15 protein-coding genes are annotated in these 16,517 nt (G+C 58.3%); 5 read left to right on the top strand and 10 right to left on the bottom strand.

Features of this window, described 5'->3' with window-relative positions:
- The 7 genes from upp to AC2FGC_RS12430 form a co-directional block, all read right to left on the bottom strand.
- Window positions 1-633 carry a uracil phosphoribosyltransferase gene (gene upp, locus AC2FGC_RS12460; RefSeq protein WP_058274218.1) on the bottom strand — a complete coding sequence of 211 codons (633 nt, stop codon included), beginning with the start codon at window positions 631-633 and terminating at the stop codon, window positions 1-3.
- Complete coding sequence (locus tag AC2FGC_RS12455; protein WP_496782489.1) at window positions 630-1,616, bottom strand: adenosine deaminase; 987 nt, start codon at window positions 1,614-1,616, stop codon at window positions 630-632. The genes upp and AC2FGC_RS12455 overlap by 4 nt, the downstream gene beginning before the upstream one ends.
- The gene (locus tag AC2FGC_RS12450; protein ID WP_496782487.1) at window positions 1,613-2,824 is read right to left on the bottom strand and encodes a phosphopentomutase; all 1,212 of its coding nucleotides are present in this window, start codon (window positions 2,822-2,824) and stop codon (window positions 1,613-1,615) included. Before AC2FGC_RS12450 ends, AC2FGC_RS12455 begins: the two co-directional genes overlap by 4 nt.
- The gene (locus AC2FGC_RS12445) at window positions 2,821-4,128 is read right to left on the bottom strand and encodes a thymidine phosphorylase (RefSeq protein ID WP_496782485.1); all 1,308 of its coding nucleotides are present in this window, start codon (window positions 4,126-4,128) and stop codon (window positions 2,821-2,823) included. Before AC2FGC_RS12445 ends, AC2FGC_RS12450 begins: the two co-directional genes overlap by 4 nt.
- Window positions 4,129-4,132: 4 nt before the next feature.
- Window positions 4,133-4,525, bottom strand: a complete 393-nt coding sequence (locus tag AC2FGC_RS12440; RefSeq protein WP_108860194.1) for a cytidine deaminase — start codon at window positions 4,523-4,525, stop codon at window positions 4,133-4,135.
- Window positions 4,526-4,628: 103 nt separating this feature from the next.
- Window positions 4,629-5,732 (bottom strand): cupin domain-containing protein, encoded by a 1,104-nt coding sequence (locus AC2FGC_RS12435; RefSeq protein WP_496768273.1) that lies wholly within the window; start codon window positions 5,730-5,732, stop codon window positions 4,629-4,631.
- Window positions 5,695-6,399 carry a hypothetical protein gene (locus tag AC2FGC_RS12430; RefSeq protein ID WP_496768271.1) on the bottom strand — a complete coding sequence of 235 codons (705 nt, stop codon included), beginning with the start codon at window positions 6,397-6,399 and terminating at the stop codon, window positions 5,695-5,697. The genes AC2FGC_RS12435 and AC2FGC_RS12430 overlap by 38 nt, the downstream gene beginning before the upstream one ends.
- A 185-nt stretch (window positions 6,400-6,584) precedes the next feature.
- Here AC2FGC_RS12430 and AC2FGC_RS12425 point away from each other — a divergent pair, with 185 nt between their 5' ends.
- From AC2FGC_RS12425 to AC2FGC_RS12415, 3 genes are all read left to right on the top strand, one after another.
- On the top strand, window positions 6,585-8,858 hold the full coding sequence (locus AC2FGC_RS12425; RefSeq protein ID WP_496782483.1) for an NADP-dependent malic enzyme: 2,274 nt from the start codon (window positions 6,585-6,587) through the stop codon (window positions 8,856-8,858).
- A 274-nt stretch (window positions 8,859-9,132) separates the two neighbouring features.
- Window positions 9,133-11,022, top strand: a complete 1,890-nt coding sequence (gene prpE / locus AC2FGC_RS12420) for a propionate-CoA ligase PrpE (protein ID WP_496782481.1) — start codon at window positions 9,133-9,135, stop codon at window positions 11,020-11,022.
- Between the two features lie 94 nt (window positions 11,023-11,116).
- Window positions 11,117-12,550 carry an amidase family protein gene (locus AC2FGC_RS12415; RefSeq protein ID WP_496726083.1) on the top strand — a complete coding sequence of 478 codons (1,434 nt, stop codon included), beginning with the start codon at window positions 11,117-11,119 and terminating at the stop codon, window positions 12,548-12,550.
- A 258-nt stretch (window positions 12,551-12,808) separates the two neighbouring features.
- Here the strand turns inward: AC2FGC_RS12415 and AC2FGC_RS12410 are convergent, their stop codons facing one another.
- Complete coding sequence (locus AC2FGC_RS12410) at window positions 12,809-13,570, bottom strand: NAD kinase (RefSeq protein ID WP_496768265.1); 762 nt, start codon at window positions 13,568-13,570, stop codon at window positions 12,809-12,811.
- A 168-nt stretch (window positions 13,571-13,738) separates the two neighbouring features.
- Between AC2FGC_RS12410 and glyA the strand changes: the two genes are divergently transcribed.
- Entirely contained in the window at window positions 13,739-15,034 is a 1,296-nt protein-coding gene (glyA, locus tag AC2FGC_RS12405) for a serine hydroxymethyltransferase (protein ID WP_496782479.1), read from the top strand.
- Between the two features lie 64 nt (window positions 15,035-15,098).
- Here the strand turns inward: glyA and AC2FGC_RS12400 are convergent, their stop codons facing one another.
- Window positions 15,099-15,473, bottom strand: coding sequence for a hypothetical protein (locus AC2FGC_RS12400; protein WP_496782477.1), 375 nt, complete (start codon window positions 15,471-15,473; stop codon window positions 15,099-15,101).
- A 92-nt stretch (window positions 15,474-15,565) separates the two neighbouring features.
- On the opposite strand from AC2FGC_RS12400, the gene AC2FGC_RS12395 reads away from it, so the two are divergent.
- Complete coding sequence (locus AC2FGC_RS12395; RefSeq protein ID WP_496782476.1) at window positions 15,566-16,324, top strand: alpha/beta fold hydrolase; 759 nt, start codon at window positions 15,566-15,568, stop codon at window positions 16,322-16,324.
- Here the strand turns inward: AC2FGC_RS12395 and AC2FGC_RS12390 are convergent, their stop codons facing one another.
- A complete protein-coding gene (locus tag AC2FGC_RS12390) occupies window positions 16,325-16,513 on the bottom strand; it encodes a hypothetical protein (protein WP_496726080.1) in 189 nt (62 codons plus the stop codon).
- Window positions 16,514-16,517 lie beyond the last annotated feature (4 nt).

Below are 16,517 nucleotides of genomic sequence, written 5' to 3'. Positions count from 1 at the left end.
TTACTTGGTGCCGAACATCCGGTCGCCAGCATCGCCCAACCCAGGCATGATATACCCTTTCGAGTTCAACTCGCGATCCAGCGACGCCGTGACGATGTTCACGTCAGGATGCGCCTCTTTCATGCGGGCGACGCCTTCGGGCGCGGCCAGCAGGCAGAGGAAACGGATATCGGTCGCCCCGGCTTCTTTCAGCAAATCAATCGCCGCAGCCGAGCTGTTGCCGGTTGCCAGCATCGGATCAACCGCGATGACCAGCCGATCCTTCAGACCTTCAGGCGCTTTGAAGTAGTATTGCACAGGCTTCAGGGTTTCTTCGTCGCGGTACAGCCCGACAAACCCGACACGGGCCGAGGGGACCAGTTCCAGCACCCCGTCCAACATTCCGTTTCCGGCACGCAGGATCGACACCAGAGCCAGTTTTTTACCCGCCAGAATGGGGGCGTCCATTTCCTCCATTGGTGTTTCAATGTGGCGGGTGGTCAGCTTGAGTTCGCGCGTGACCTCATAGGCCAACAGCAGGGTGATCTCGCGCAACAGCTGGCGGAACACGGCGGTCGAGGTGCCCTTGTCCCGCATGAGCGTCAGTTTGTGCTGCACCAGCGGGTGGTCAACGACGGTCAGGTGTTCGCTCATGTTCTCTCCAGTCTTTTCTTCACCCGTTCGCGGGTGTCATCATCGCAGAAGGCCGCGTTCAGGGCTATGTCGTTCAGGGCCGCAAAATCCTCGGCGTCCCAGCCAAAGGCCTGATGCAGCATCTCATATTCGCGCCGCATGGTGGTATGGAAAAACGGCGGATCGTCGGTGGAAACTGTGACGTTTACACCCTGATCGCGCAACCGGGCAATCGGATGTGCCGCAAAATCTGGGAACAGGCCCAGAACCACGTTGGAACCGGGGCAGACTTCAAGCGTGACTTCGCGGTCAACAAGTTCCCGGATCAGATCGTCGTCCTCAATGGCCCGCACGCCGTGGCCAACCCGTTTGACACCGAGGTCTCGAACAGCATCGCGTACGCTTTCGGGGCCGCCGAATTCTCCGGCATGGGTGGTCAGGCGCAGCCCAGCTTCGCGGGCGCAGTCAAAGGCCCATTTGTAGTCGCCCTGCGTCCCGACGCCCTCATTGCCGCCCATTCCAAACCCAGTGATCCAGTCACCGGCGGTTTCTGCTGCGCAATAGGCGCTTTGTTTCGCCTGTTCGGGTCCGAAATGCCGGACGCACGTGACAACGCCGCGCAAAGTGATATCGAACTTGCGCTCGGCTTCGTCCGCCGCGTCCTGAATGGCGTTCAGATAGTCACGCCAGGCGTGCACATCCCCGCCGCCGCAGAAATCTGGACTGAGGAAGGTTTCCGAGTAGACCACCCCATTCGCAGCGCTTTCCTCTAGAATGGCCAAAGTCAGGCGACGGAAATCCTCGGGCGATTTAAGTACTTCGCAGGCGGCCTCGTAGACACTGAGAAAGTGGGCGAAGTCGCGGAAGTCATAACTTCCGTCCGGTTTGAAAATTCCGCTCAGGTCTATACGCTTTTCATGCGCTAGCTGGCGGATGAAATCAGGCGGCGCTGCACCTTCATGGTGCAGGTGCAACTCGATTTTGGGTAGGTCTGCGACGGTCATAGAAAACTCTTCCCCGGTCCTTGTGCCGGAATGTTCAGATGGTGTGCGATACTTGCGGCGACATCGGCAAAATCGACGGCCCCGATTTGGCCCGTGCCTTGCTCCGCGATCAAAACGGGCACCTGTTCGCGCGTGTGGTCGGTGCCGATCCAACTGGGATCATTGCCGTGATCAGCGGTCAGCAACATCATATCACCAGGGCGCAGCTTATTCAGCATCTTTCCAATTTCACGGTCGAACCATTCCAAGGCGCTGGCATAGCCGCTGATATCGCGGCGATGGCCATAGAGGCTGTCGAACTCAACGAAATTGGCAAAGGTCAGGCTACCCTCTTCGGCCATATCGACCAGATCAGACAGGTGACCCATCAACTCAGCATCCGAGCCTTTACGCAACGTGTCGATTCCTTGCATCGAGAAGATGTCGCCGATCTTGCCTACCGCGTAGACGCGACGCCCCGCATCCTGCACCCAATTGGTCAGGACCGGCGCGGGGGGAAGTATGGCGAAGTCCTTGCGGTTAGTGGTACGGGTGAAGCCCTCTTTGACTGAGCCTACAAAGGGTCGCGCAATGACGCGGCCTACTTTCATCTCATGCAAACGCGGAGCAAGCGCCTTGCACATATTCAGGAGACGGTCCAGGCCAAAGCTTTCCTCATGCGCGGCGATCTGGAAAACGCTGTCGGCCGAAGTATAGCAGATCGGCCAGCCGGTCCGCATATGCTCGGCCCCCAATTCGGCAATGATGGTCGTGCCCGAGGCGTGGCAGTCGCCCAGTATATCGTCTGTACTGGCCGCCTCAGCCGCAGCGCGACGCAATTCGGCAGGGAAAGCAGGCGCCGTGTCCGGGAAATAGTGCCAATCCCACGGCACCGGCAATCCGGCCAGCTCCCAATGGCCCGAAGGCGTATCCTTGCCCGGCGAATACTCGCGTGCGCTGCCCCAGAGCCCAGCCGGCTCGGCATCCAATCCCGGTGTTGCGGCCCCCGATGCCAACCGCGTTGCAGCCCCAAGCCCAAGCGCATCTAAGCTTGGCAGGTGCAGCGGACCTGAGCGCCCCTTTTCGGCGCGCCCCTCGGCACAGGCCTGTGCAATATGCGCCAGCGTATTTGCGCCAGTATCCGGTATCTCGCCATTGAAGAACCGATCGGCATCCGGCGCACCCCCGATACCGACCGAGTCCATCACCACCAAGAACGCGCGGGTCACGGCGTGATCCTTTCGTGGATGAGTATAGGTTCCATCGGGGCGTCGTCACTAATTGTAATCGCCTTCAAAACGGCATCTGCGGCCTGTCGCGCAGCGTCTTCGCGCGCGGCATGAACCACGGCCAGTGGTGCACCCTTCTCGACTTTGTCGCCCAGACGAACGATGCCGGACAACCCAACCGCCGGGTCGATCACGTCATCTTCGACCTGTCGTCCGCCGCCCAGTGCAACAACGGTCAAGCCCAGCGCTTCGCCGTCAATCGCAGTAACGTGTCCATTGGTCGGTGCTGTGACCTCAAGGATCACGCTGGCCTCTGGAAGGTAGCGGGACCAGTTGTCGACGAACTGCAAAGGCGCGCCCACAGCCGCCATCATGCGCCCAAAGCGTTCAGCCGCGCGACCATCGCGGATGACATCTGTGATCTTGTCGCGCCCTTCCTCGGCGGTTGCAAACATCCCCGCATCCACCAGCAGAACTCCACCCAACTCGGCCGAAATTTCAGCAAGGGGCGCGTAATGGTCTTTCGTCATGACTTTCATCACCTCAGCCACCTCTAGTGCATTGCCCAGCGCAGGAGCCAAAGGTTGGTGCATATCGGTGATCACAGCCGAGGTCCGGCAACCTGCCGCATTCGCAGTTTCCGACAGGGCGCGCGCCAAGTTGCGCGCGTCGTCCAGCGTTTTCATGAACGCCCCGCTGCCGACTTTGACGTCCAGTACCAAAGCCTCGGGGCTGGCGGCCAGTTTCTTGGACAAGATCGAGGCTGTGATCAGGTCCAGGCTTTCAACGGTCGCCGTCACATCACGGATCGCATAAAGGCGCTTGTCTGCCGGGGCGATCTGCCCCGTAGCCCCGACAATGGCCGCGCCCGTTTCCCGCAGAATTTGTGTCAGCCGCTCCTGACCGATCTGGGTGCTGACGCCGGGAATGGCCTCAAGCTTGTCCAGGGTACCGCCAGTATGCCCCAGACCTCGGCCCGAGATCATGGGGACATAAGCCCCCAACTCGGCCAGTGCAGGGGCGAGCACAAGGCTTACACTGTCTCCCACCCCACCGGTCGAGTGTTTGTCAATTACCGGGCCATCGAAATCCCAGCTGAGCACATCACCGCTGTCGCGCATAGCGATCGTCAGATCGGCGCGCCCTTTGGTGCCCAATCCACCCATGCAGACGGCCATGGCAAAAGCGCCCGCTTGGGCGTCGCTGACACCACCATCGGCCAACCCTTGCGCGAACCAGTTCAGCTCATCTCCGGTCGGCACCTCGTTCCGGCGCAGTTTTGCAATGATCGAACGGGCGTCCATTGGATCAGACGTCCTCCATGTGCGAGGCGTCGAAAGCGCCCGGCAGCAATTGTCCAATCGTGGTTACAAACTCGGCGCCATCCACGGTCGCCAGCGTCACCTTGACGTCCCGCTTGCCAAATTCGGCCAGCTTTTGCCGGCAACCGCCACAAGGCGGAACCGGTTGCGGACTTGAGGCAACAACATAGACCTCGGACAATTCCTGTTCGCCCGCAGCGACCATCGCAGCGATTGCCCCGGCCTCGGCACATGTGCCTTCGGGATAGGCCACGTTTTCCACGTTGCAACCCGCGTGGACCTCGCCGGATGCGGACCGGATCGCCGCCCCAACCTTGAAGTTGGAATAAGGCGCATAGGCTTTTTCCCGAACAGACAGTGCTGCATCTTTCAAAGTCATGGCGATTCCCCGTTTTTGATCAACTGGTCAGAAAATCATACCCTAAAGGAAAGAGCGCAGGGAGTTGAACCCCCGCGCGCAAGATTCCTGGGCTAAAATCCTCTTAGCCCAGCTTGGTATTGAAGATCCCCGGAAGCGTAACCTCAAGCAATTCGACATCATCGGAAGGATCGGACAGTTTTGTCCGCATGCCAGGCGGGATCACGAACGCATCCCCTTGTTCCAAACGGAACGGATCGCGCCCTTCACCTTTCAGAGTTACCTCGCCCGTCATGACGAAGGTAAAATGGATATCCGTGTCATGCGTTGCCCAGATCGGTTCACCCTGCCCTTTTCGTACGACCTGCACGCCTGCAACACCTTTGGTATTCTCGGCAATCGTCGTGTCGCGACAGATGTATCCTGGCAGGCGAAATGGTCCCCACGCTGATTTCTCGGCTTTGTTATAAACAAAACGCTGCCCTTGCCATTCGCGGTCCGGGCGGAAATTCGGCGTAGGCAGGTCCATCTCGTGGTCGATTTCGGTGACATGTTCGGCGGGAACACCGATTTCGATCACCTGAACATTATTCGAGGCTTCAAGAACCCGGTGGCGGATTTCTGGGGGTTGGATAAAGCAATCCCCAGCTGTCAGGCGCATTTTGTCGCCCTGATCCTCGTAGACGACGTCGACCCAACCATGGATGCAGAAAATCAGTTGAAACCCGACCTTGTGGAAATGCACCATATCCGGCACCGGGCCCCCATCGGGTATACGGATATGGCTGGCGATGATCGATCCACCTAGCCGATCCGGCACAAGATCGCGGTAATGCATCCCTGCCCGCCCGATGATCCATGGGGCCTGATCCTTGAGCCTGCGCACCACGAAGGAATGCACCGTTTCGGGCATCACCATCGGAGGGTTCATTTCATCAATCTCAACCCGCGTGCCGTTGGGCGCGACCAAAGTACGCTGCCCATCAGCAAAACCGTCAGGATCGTCTGTCAGGATACGGATCGTACCAGCGGCCTCGGGCGCGTCCTTCTCGACCCGAAGGCGCAACCCGTGGCCGGAAAACACGGCAACACGCGGATCGTCGGCGGGATAGATCATATCCATCTTCATACCGAGCACTTTTGTGTAGAACGGGATGTCGTCGCGCAGCTCGCCTGTCGGCAGACGGATTTCAGCGCGTGTCTGGCAGTTGTTTCTGGTTGAGGTCATTCAGCGTCTCTTCGGCATCGGATTTTGGCCATCCGATCAGAACAGAAGCCAAAATGCCAATCGAAAAGAACATCTCAAGCGTTTCTTCCAAAACAAAGAGCCGTACTGTCATAAGTGTGGACAGATCTGCCTGGTAAATTCCGGAAACTTCCTCGAGCAGCTGAGCGGTTACCGCCAGCAATCCCGCCAGCACGAAAATCACGAAAAAAGGCGCCCGTCGCTTTACCGCCTGCCAAGCCGCCGGGGCTCCATGCCATAGGGCACCTCCGATCACGATGACGGCCAGAACCACCCGGATCAGCGTCATATCAAGCAAATTATCCAAACCGTTCAGGACCCAATATGGCAGGCTGTCAACTGGATAGATTTCCGCCTCAAGCTCTCTTTCCGCCAGCAACAGACAGACCAGTGCGATGTAAAGACGAGTTATGCCGGGATAGCGCCAGAGCGCAGCCAGGCCCGCGACAAACAGCGCAGCGGCCGAGATCGTTTCGAACAATCCGCCCTCTTCGTTCAGAGCAAGGGCTAGAACCGGCCAGATACCGACGGCGGCAAGGACAAGGATGGCGATCAGCAAAACCGATATGTAAACGGCGCGATCCGGACCAACAACAACCTGGTCCGCCGGGAAGGCGGTCCCGGCCTGAAATTCATCTTTATAGCTCATTTATGGCTTTCAGTGCTCGACAGGTCTAGGTTGGCTCCAAAGTTGCCCGAATGTAAAAGCAATACGACGCTTTTCAACGGGACGTCGGTGAACTTTAGCAAAACTGTTGCAAAATGACGTAGCGTAGCCAAAGCCGGGGAAATAGTTTAACACTAAATCAAATTTTCTGAGGAGTTGAGTCGCCGATGTCGGACACACCCAGCCTGCGGCAGGCCGCGCTTGAATATCACGCCCACCCAAAGCCCGGTAAGCTTGAAATCAAAGCGACCAAACCAATGGCAAACGGCCGCGATCTGGCACGCGCCTATTCACCCGGTGTGGCCGAAGCCAGCCTGGAAATCAAAGCGGATCCTGCAAACGCCGAGCTGTATACCGCACGCGGGAATCTGGTTGCGGTCGTCTCAAACGGGACAGCGGTTCTGGGGCTGGGAAACATTGGCGCGCTTGCATCCAAACCGGTGATGGAAGGCAAGGCCGTCTTGTTCAAGAAATTCGCCGGGATCGATTGTTTCGACATCGAGGTCGATCAACCCGACCCCGAGAAACTGGCGGATATCGTTTGTGCATTGGAGCCGACCTTTGGCGCGATCAACCTTGAAGACATCAAAGCGCCGGACTGTTTCATCGTCGAAAAGCTGTGCCGGGAACGAATGAACATCCCTGTCTTTCATGACGACCAGCACGGCACCGCCATTGTCGTGGGTGCCGCGGCCAAGAATGCGCTGTTCGTTGCGGGCAAGAATTTCGAAGACGTCAAAGTGGTCTCAACCGGTGGCGGCGCAGCGGGAATTGCCTGCCTGATGATGCTGGTCAAGCTGGGCGTCAAGCGCGAGAATATCTGGCTGTGCGACATTCACGGGCTTGTTTATGAAGGCCGTGAAGAGGACATGAACCCGCACAAGGATCAATTCGCGCAAAAGTCGGACCTACGTACACTGGACGATGTGATTGGCGATGCAGACTTGTTCCTTGGCCTTAGCGGGCCGAACGTCCTGAAGCCCGAGATGGTCGAGAAAATGGCCAAGCGCCCGATCATCTTCGCGCTGGCCAATCCGAGCCCGGAAATTTTGCCGCAAGCAGCACGCGAAGTCGCGCCGGACGCGATTATTGCCACGGGCCGCAGCGACTTCCCCAATCAGGTCAACAACGTTCTGTGTTTCCCCTTCATCTTCCGGGGCGCGCTGGATGTGGGGGCGACCGAAATCAACGATGAAATGCAGATCGCCTGCGTGGACGGGATCGCTGAGATGGCCCGGGCGACGACCAGCGCCGAGGCGGCAGCGGCCTATAAAGGTGAACAACTGACTTTTGGCCCTGATTATCTGATCCCCAAACCCTTTGACCCACGTCTTGTTGGCGTCGTGTCTTCGGCTGTTGCCAAAGCCGCGATGGAAAGCGGCGTGGCCAAGCGCCCGATCACGGACATCGAGGCATACAAAGAGCGGTTGAATCAGTCCGTATTCAAGTCTGCCCTGCTAATGCGCCCTGTCTTTGAGGCTGCGGCTGTGGCCTCGCGCCGGATCGTGTTTGCCGAGGGTGAGGACGAGCGCGTTCTGCGCGCAGCCCAAGCCATTCTCGAAGAAACAACCGAAACCCCGATCCTGATCGGCCGCCCCGAGGTGATCAACGCCCGGTGCGAACGGTTGGGGCTAACGGTCCGTCCCGGCAAAGACTTCCAGATTGTGAACCCGCAAGACGACCCGCGATATTATGACTACTGGAACTCGTATCACGAGATCATGCAGCGCCGCGGTGTCACGCCGGATCTGGCCAAGGCGATCATGCGCACGAACAACACGGCCATTGCGGCTATCATGGTGCAACGTGGTGAGGCAGACAGCATGATCTGCGGTACCTTTGGCGAGTATCGTTGGCACCTGAACTACGTCGAACAGGTTCTGGGCGATGGCGATCTTCACCCGCATGGCGCACTGTCGCTAATGATCCTCGAGGACGGACCGCTGTTCATTGCTGATACCCATGTTCGGCAGCTGCCAACCCCAGAAGAGCTGGCCGAGTCGACCATTGGCGCCGCGCGTCATGTTCGGCGTTTCGGGATCGAGCCTAAAATCGCCTTCTGTTCTCAGTCGCAGTTTGGCAATCAGGCTGAAGGATCGGGCAAAAGGTTGCGGGCGGCACTGGATATCCTCGACGCCGAGCCGCGCGATTTCACATATGAAGGTGAAATGAACCTGGATCTGGCCCTCGACCCTGAGCTGCGTTCGCGGATCTTCCCGAACTCACGCCTGAAAGGAACAGCAAACGTTCTGATCTTTGCCCATGCGGATGCGGCGAGCGGAGTGCGCAATATCCTGAAAATGAAGGCCGATGGCTTGGAGGTCGGCCCGATCCTGATGGGCATGGGCAACAAGGCACATATCGTGACGCCATCGATCACAGCACGCGGATTGCTGAATATGGCGGCGATCGCGGGTACACCCGTAGCGCATTACGGTTAATTAACCTGAGCACAGTATTCAGGGCGCCAGTATCGGCGCCCTGTTTGATTCACAGCAGGCAATAATTTGCACGACAAAATATTCAACTTTGCAAAAGCGCAAAATTGATCGTTAAAAGTCAGCAAAAAGGCGGTGATTTGCAAAAATTTGCAGGCCAATTTACGGATTCTTGCAAATTTTTTGCGATAAAGTGACGCTCCGTCACAGCGCTCGCTTGTGCGGTGCCCCCTGGCCACATAACACATTTCTCAAGGAGAATTAGGAGGAGTTCACCGTGGCATATCAGGACATTTACGAAGGCTGGAAATCGGACCCAGAGGCTTTTTGGATGAACGCTGCAAAGGCAATTGACTGGGTTCAACCGCCGACCAAAGCCCTGTTTGACGACAACGCCCCTTTGTATGAGTGGTTCAGCGATGCCAAAGTGAACACCTGCTGGAACGCGGTCGACCGGCATGTCGAAAATGGTCGCGGCGAACAGGCCGCAATCATCTATGACAGCCCGATCACCCACACCGAGCGCGAGATTTCATATGTCGAACTGCGCAACCGCGTGGCCAATCTGGCCGGGGCATTGCGCGCCAAGGGCGTCGAAAAGGGCGACCGTGTCATCATCTATATGCCGATGATCCCCGAAGCGCTGGAGGCCATGCTCGCCTGCGCACGTCTGGGGGCCGTGCACTCGGTGGTATTCGGCGGCTTTGCCAGCAATGAGCTGGCTGTCCGGATCGACGACGCCAAACCCAAGGCGATCATCGCCGCATCCTGCGGGATGGAACCGGGTCGCGTCGTGCATTACAAACCCCTGCTGGACGGGGCCATCGACATGGCTAACCACAAGCCCGAATTCTGTGTGGTCTTCCAGCGCGAGCAGGAAGTGGCGCAATTAATTGAAGGGCGCGACTACAACTGGCACGGCTTCCAGTACGGAGTCGAACCGGCCGAATGCGTTCCGGTCGATGGCAATGATCCGGCATACATCCTGTACACCTCGGGCACGACCGGCGCGCCCAAGGGCGTTGTGCGTCCGACCGCAGGCCATTTGGTGGCGCTGAACTGGACGATGAAAAATATCTACGATGTCGATCCGGGCGATGTGTTCTGGGCAGCGTCGGATGTGGGCTGGGTCGTAGGACACTCCTACATTTGTTATGCTCCGTTGATTCACGGCAACACGACGATTGTGTTTGAAGGCAAGCCCGTCGGAACCCCCGATGCAGGCACGTTCTGGCGGGTGATTTCCGAGCATAAGGTCAAAAGCTTTTTCACCGCCCCAACCGCCATCCGCGCCGTCAAACGCGAAGACCCCAAGGGCGAGATGTTGGCGAAGTATGACCTCTCCTGCCTGCGCGCGTTGTATCTGGCGGGCGAGCGGGCTGATCCAGATACGATCGAATGGGCGCAGGACGCGTTGAAAGTGCCGGTGATCGATCACTGGTGGCAGACCGAAACCGGCTGGACCATCGCCGGCAACCCACTGGGGATCGAGGAACTGCCGGTCAAGCTGGGTTCACCCGCCAAACCGATGCCTGGCTATGATGTGCAGATTTTGGACGAAGGCGGTCATCCGATGAAACCTGGTGAGCTGGGTGCGATTGCGGTCAAGCTTCCCCTGCCCCCCGGCACTCTCCCGACGCTGTGGAACGCCGAAGAACGGTTCAAAAGCTCGTACCTGAACCACTTCCCCGGTTACTATGAGACCGGCGATGCGGGAATGGTGGACGAGGATGGTTACCTCTACATCATGGCGCGCACGGATGACGTGATCAACGTCGCGGGCCACCGGCTGTCGACTGGCGGAATGGAAGAGGTTCTGGCCGCTCATCCCGATGTAGCTGAATGTGCGGTCATCGGTGTCACGGACCAGTTGAAGGGACAGATGCCCGTTGGCTTCCTGTGCCTGAACGCAGGCTGCGACCGTGACCATGGCGAGATCGTGCAGGATGTGGTCAAGCTTGTCCGCGAAAAAATCGGGCCGGTTGCCGCGTTCAAACTGGCCGTAGTGGTGGACCGCCTTCCCAAGACCCGCTCGGGCAAGATCCTGCGTGGAACGATGGTGTCGATTGCCGACAGCAAGGACTACAAGATGCCGGCAACCATCGATGATCCGGCCATTCTGGACGAAATCACTGACGCTTTGAAATCTATTGGCTACGCTCAATAACAAATCAGTGGGCGACGATCCGTCGCCCGTCACCTGTCTTTCGCTTGCAACCTGAAACAGGCCCCCTACTGTCATCCCAAGACAGCGAGGGCCTATGACACAAACCGACATCTGGCGTCTGAACGCCACCGACCTGACCGCCTTGACCCGTAATGGCGAGTTGAGCGCACGAGAAGTCACCCAGGATGCCATTGACCGGATGCATCAGGCCAATCCAGACCTGAATGCGGTGGTGGAAGACCTGAGTGCCGAAGCGCTGGAGCGTGCACGTGAACTGGATGCGGCTGTGGCTGGCGGCGCACCTGCCGGTCCGCTGCATGGGGTTCCTGTCACCATCAAGATCAATGTCGATCAAACGGGCCACGCGACCTCGAACGGTGTTGTTGCGCTGAAGGATGTGATCGCCCCCGACGACGCACCCATTGTGCGCAACCTGCAGAATGCAGGGGCCATTGTGATTGGCCGAACCAACACGCCCGAGTTTTCCTTTCGCGCCGATACCGACAACCCGCTACATGGCCGGACGCATAATCCGTGGGGTCGCCATATCTCGCCCGGTGGGTCCTCGGGCGGGGCTGGTGCCGCGGTGATGGCGGGGATCGGTGCGCTTGCCCATGGCAACGACATCGGCGGCAGCCTGCGGTTTCCTGCGGCGGCCAATGGAGCGGTCACAGTCAAACCCGGATTGGGGCGTGTCCCTGCGTGGAACCCCAGCCAACAGGCCGAACGCGGAATTCTGGCCCAATCCATGTCGGTGCAAGGGCTGATCACCCGCTCGGCAGAGGACCTGCATCTGTCTATGCCCAGCCTGATCGGCCCCGACCCGCGCGATCCATTTCACGTTTCGATGCCATGGCGCGGGGAAGCCATGGACAGCCCGATCAAAGTGGCCTTCACCAAGAACACGTTTGGCTATGCGTTGCACCCCGAGGTCGAAAAGGCGCTGGATACGGCCCGCGATGCGCTGACCGACTCAGGCTATCTGGTGGAAGAGATCGATCCGCCGGATGTCTTTGAATGCGGACGGTCAGGCTATCGCGCCTTGATGGGCGAAGTCCTGACCCTGATGCAAAGCGACATCAAGGCGGCAGGATCTGAAACCATCCGCGAGATCTTTGATGTCTATTTTCAGGAATTCCCACCCATTGTGGACACTGACCTGATCCGGATGCTGGCCAAGCGTAGTCACTTCGCCCGGGAATGGTCGTTGTTTATGGAAGACTACGCATTGGTCCTGTCACCCTTCCTGCCGCAACCGTTTTTTAAACCCGACCGGGACACCGAAGGTGCCGAAGGGGTGCACGAGGTGCTTGGCTGCGCCGTGTATTCCTATGCGATGAACTTTCTGGGCTTGCCCGCCGCGTGCGTTCCGGCCCGGCTGGCGGATTTGCCCAACGGCCCACAGCCGATCAACGTCCAGATCGCTGCCCGCCGCTGGCGTGAAGATCTGGCCGTGGACGCCGCCGCCGCAATTGAGGACCGAGTCGGTCAAATGTGTCTGCCACTGTGGGAGAAGACGGGCGCATAAACAGGCCCCTTAAGAAAATAGACCCCGGGTTATTGTGCCCGGGGTCCGCTTACTAAAATAAGCCCAGATATCATTAACGAGCGTAGCACCACCTACCCTCGCCAGCGCGTAAACTGCGCAATCGTTCGAAAACGTCGTTTGGTGGCCACTCACTCCCACCTAGACGTGTTCTCCGGGCAAGATCAGATTAGCGGAAAGTTAATGAAGCTCATGTGAACTGCTTCACACAACTTCTAAAAAATTCGTAAGTCCCAAAATTTAGGTGAATTGCTCGGATATCAGGCGCTCTTCTAACCCATGCCCTGGGTCGAATAAAATGCGGTGCTGGATTGCAGGTTCGGAGCGGATCTCGACCCAGTCGATATCAGCGAAAGACACCGAATCTGCATCCGCCATGACCGGGCGCTTGTCCGCATCCAGCACATCAAAACGCACCTTGGCGATCTTGGGCAACAGCGCGCCGCGCCACCGGCGTGGCCTGAATGCAGCAATAGCCGTCAGAGCAAGAACATCTGATCCAATTGGTAGAATCGGGCCGTGAGCCGAGTAGTTGTAGGCGGTCGATCCGGCAGGCGTGGACAGCAGCGCACCATCGCAGACCAGCTCATCCATACGAACACGGCCATCGACGCTTATCCTGAGGCGCGCAGCCTGTGGTCCGGCGCGCAGCAGCGACACCTCGTTGATCGCCAGCGCCTCGTGCATCTTACCTGACTGATCCATCGCGCGCATGGCCAGTGGGTTGATGACTTCTTCCTCGGCTTCCCCCAGACGGGCCATAAGGTCCCCTTCGTGGAATTCGTTCATCAGAAAGCCGATTGTGCCGCGATTCATGCCATAAACCGGTGTATCCAGGTGCTGCATGCTGTGCAGCGTATGGAGCATGAACCCGTCACCGCCCAGTGCAACGACCACATCGGCATCCCGCGGTGCCGCGTTTCCATAACGTTTCACCAGCACGTCGCGGGCTGTTTGGGCCACTTTGACGTCGCTGGCGAGGAAAGCGATTCTCTGGATCATTTGTTGCGGTTTCCGGTCTTGCACATTTGGTTCCGAAACAACCATACCTTTCCCCGATAAGCCAGACTTGACGCCGCAGCGGGCCAATTCGTCGCTTTAAAGCTTTTGCGCATGTACCGTTTCCGATAGGAAATCCGCAAGATTCTTACCCAGCCATGTGGAGCCCCTATGAACGCCAATCTCCGTGATACCGGATTTTTCACCCAGTCCCTGTCTGACCGTGATCCCGAGCTGTTCGGCTCGATCACATCCGAGCTGGGTCGTCAGCGCGACGAGATCGAGTTGATCGCATCCGAAAACATCGTCTCTGCCGCCGTGATGGAAGCACAAGGCTCGGTGATGACCAACAAATACGCCGAAGGCTATCCCGGACGGCGGTATTATGGCGGCTGCCAGTACGTGGACATCGCCGAGAACCTGGCCATCGACCGCGCCAAAGAGCTGTTTGGCTGCGGCTTTGCCAACGTTCAGCCGAACTCGGGCTCTCAGGCCAATCAGGGCGTGTTCCAGGCATTGATCCAACCCGGCGACACCATTCTGGGCATGAGCCTGGACGCAGGCGGTCACCTGACACACGGCGCGCGCCCCAACCAATCGGGCAAGTGGTTCAATGCGGTGCAGTATGGTGTCCGCAAAGAAGACAACATGCTGGACTATGATCAGGTCGAGGCGCTGGCAAAAGAACACCAGCCCAAGCTGATCATCGCCGGTGGTTCCGCGATTCCGCGACAGATCGACTTTGCCCGCATGCGCGAGATCGCCGACATGGTCGGCGCTTATCTGCACGTGGACATGGCGCACTTCGCCGGTCTGGTGGCAGCGGGTGAGCACCCCAGCCCCTTCCCGCATGCGCATGTGGCGACCACCACCACGCACAAAACCCTGCGCGGCCCGCGTGGCGGCATGATCCTGACCAATGATGAAGATATCGCTAAGAAAGTGAATTCGGCCATCTTCCCCGGCATTCAGGGCGGCCCGCTGATGCACGTGATCGCGGCCAAGGCCGTGGCCTTTGGAGAGGCGTTGCAACCTGCGTTCAAGGATTACATCAAGCAGGTCATCGTGAACGCACAGGCCCTGTCGGACCAGCTGATCAAGGGCGGTCTGGACACAGTGACCCACGGCACCGACACCCATGTGGTGCTGGTCGATCTGCGACCCAAAGGCGTGACCGGCAACATTGTCGACAAGGCTCTGGGCCGGGCGCATATCACCTGCAACAAGAACGGCGTGCCGTTTGACCCGGAAAAACCGACCATTACGTCGGGCATCCGTCTGGGCTCCCCCGCCGGCACCACCCGCGGCTTTGGCGAAATCGAGTTCCGCCAGATCGCAGATTGGATCATCGAAGTGGTCGATGGCCTGGCTGCCAATGGCGAAGACGGCAATGGCGCAGTTGAAGCCAAAGTCAAAGCCGAAGTTGCAGAGCTTTGCGCAAAATTCCCGATCTATCCAAACCTGTAAACCACACAGGGATCACAGATCAGAACGGCGTCCAAAGGGCGCCGTTTTTTTGTTGGAAATGCAGTCAGATGTAGCCGCGCCAGCGCAGGACAATAACTGCCAAAGCCGCCAGCGCCAGAAACCCCAAAGCAACCGCCCCCAGAAAATTCAGGAACCAGCCCCAGCGGCGATCGGCCAGGTTAATACCGCTCAGATGGGTCTGAACTTCTTCCGATGCCTTGGCCAGTTTCGGAGCGTCCAAAACCAACTGTAACTTGGGGTGCGAGGCCATTTGCTCGGCACCCGCCAGCAACATTGCCTGCTTGTATACGCGGCGCGGCAATCGGCGCTTGGCCTTGCGGACCGAAGCCGTCAGCGTCTGGTCCTTTACACCCAGCTTTTCACGCAGCAATTGCACTGTCTGCGCGATCTGGCTTTGGATATCTGTGGTTTGCGACATGACGTTGCCTCCTGCCTGCGCAATCTAACCTCAGCCCGCAGGGGCGACAATGGGGGCTGGTCGTTTCAAACGCACGCAGGTATCAAACCAGAATGCTGAACACGATCATTCACGGTGAACCGACCTCGAACCCTCCTCTGCTGATTGCGCATGGGCTGTATGGATCAGCCCGAAACTGGGGGGTTATTGCGCGCCGACTATGTGACGAAAGGCAGGTTGTTGCAGTCGATATGCGAAACCACGCCTACAGTGAATGGAACGACCAGCACGGTTATCCCGATTTGGCCGAAGATCTGGCCGAGGTGATCCTGCACCTTGGCGGCAAAGCGGATGTTGTCGGGCATTCGATGGGTGGTAAGGCTGCGATGATGTTGGCGCAGAGCCACGGAGAATTGGTGCACAAGCTGGTTGTGGCGGACATTGCGCCCGTTACTTATTCGCACAGCCAAATCCAATTCATCGAAGCCATGCGAGCCGTGGATTTTTCAACGATTGAAAGACGCTCGGACGCCGAGGGACAGTTGGCAGCGCAGGGCGTCGAAAAAGCTTTGCAGAGCTTTTTCACGCAATCTTTGGACGTCAAAGGGAAGCGTTGGCTTCTAAACCTTGACACGCTGGCGGCCGAGATGCCCAAAATCATGGGCTTTCCGGAAATTGATGCATCCTGGAACGGCCCCGCCCTGTTTTTGTCCGGTGGCGATTCCGATTACGTCCTGCCCGAACATCGCAGCACCATCCGCGCGCATTTTCCCGCCGCACGATTTGCGAAAATCCCCGGCGCTGGCCATTGGCTGCACGCCGAGAAACCTCGTGAGTTTGAAGCCGCTGTCAGGACCTACCTTAACGCCTGATCAGGCTGTATTCTGGTACAGTTTCTTCGCCACCAACCAGGACACTGGAAAGGCCGCCACACAGCCAGCTGCGGCTGCAGAAACGATTGCAACCGTAGACACCAATCCTGCGGACAGGACGGCAATAACGCCTGACCCCGCCAGAGCGGTTGCGATCAAAGTATACAGGATAGAGGCAAGGCGTAGCATGGTC

The sequence above is a fragment of the Ruegeria sp. CDSC054 genome, from assembly GCF_059610645.1.
Note: the sequence above shows the minus strand (reverse complement) of the source record. Positions and strands in the feature narration are given on the sequence as shown.

Coding starts and splice junctions, on each gene's coding strand:
- upp (WP_058274218.1), bottom strand. CDS start 633: ATGAGCGAACACCTGACCGTCGTTGACCACCCGCTGGTGCAGCACAAA.
- AC2FGC_RS12455 (WP_496782489.1), bottom strand. CDS start 1,616: ATGACCGTCGCAGACCTACCCAAAATCGAGTTGCACCTGCACCATGAA.
- glyA (WP_496782479.1), top strand. CDS start 13,739: ATGAACGCCAATCTCCGTGATACCGGATTTTTCACCCAGTCCCTGTCT.
- AC2FGC_RS12395 (WP_496782476.1), top strand. CDS start 15,566: ATGCTGAACACGATCATTCACGGTGAACCGACCTCGAACCCTCCTCTG.
- AC2FGC_RS12435 (WP_496768273.1), bottom strand. CDS start 5,732: ATGACCTCAACCAGAAACAACTGCCAGACACGCGCTGAAATCCGTCTG.
- AC2FGC_RS12410 (WP_496768265.1), bottom strand. CDS start 13,570: ATGATCCAGAGAATCGCTTTCCTCGCCAGCGACGTCAAAGTGGCCCAA.
- AC2FGC_RS12445 (WP_496782485.1), bottom strand. CDS start 4,128: ATGGACGCCCGTTCGATCATTGCAAAACTGCGCCGGAACGAGGTGCCG.
- AC2FGC_RS12400 (WP_496782477.1), bottom strand. CDS start 15,473: ATGTCGCAAACCACAGATATCCAAAGCCAGATCGCGCAGACAGTGCAA.
- AC2FGC_RS12430 (WP_496768271.1), bottom strand. CDS start 6,399: ATGAGCTATAAAGATGAATTTCAGGCCGGGACCGCCTTCCCGGCGGAC.
- AC2FGC_RS12425 (WP_496782483.1), top strand. CDS start 6,585: ATGTCGGACACACCCAGCCTGCGGCAGGCCGCGCTTGAATATCACGCC.
- AC2FGC_RS12440 (WP_108860194.1), bottom strand. CDS start 4,525: ATGACTTTGAAAGATGCAGCACTGTCTGTTCGGGAAAAAGCCTATGCG.
- AC2FGC_RS12415 (WP_496726083.1), top strand. CDS start 11,117: ATGACACAAACCGACATCTGGCGTCTGAACGCCACCGACCTGACCGCC.
- AC2FGC_RS12390 (WP_496726080.1), bottom strand. CDS start 16,513: ATGCTACGCCTTGCCTCTATCCTGTATACTTTGATCGCAACCGCTCTG.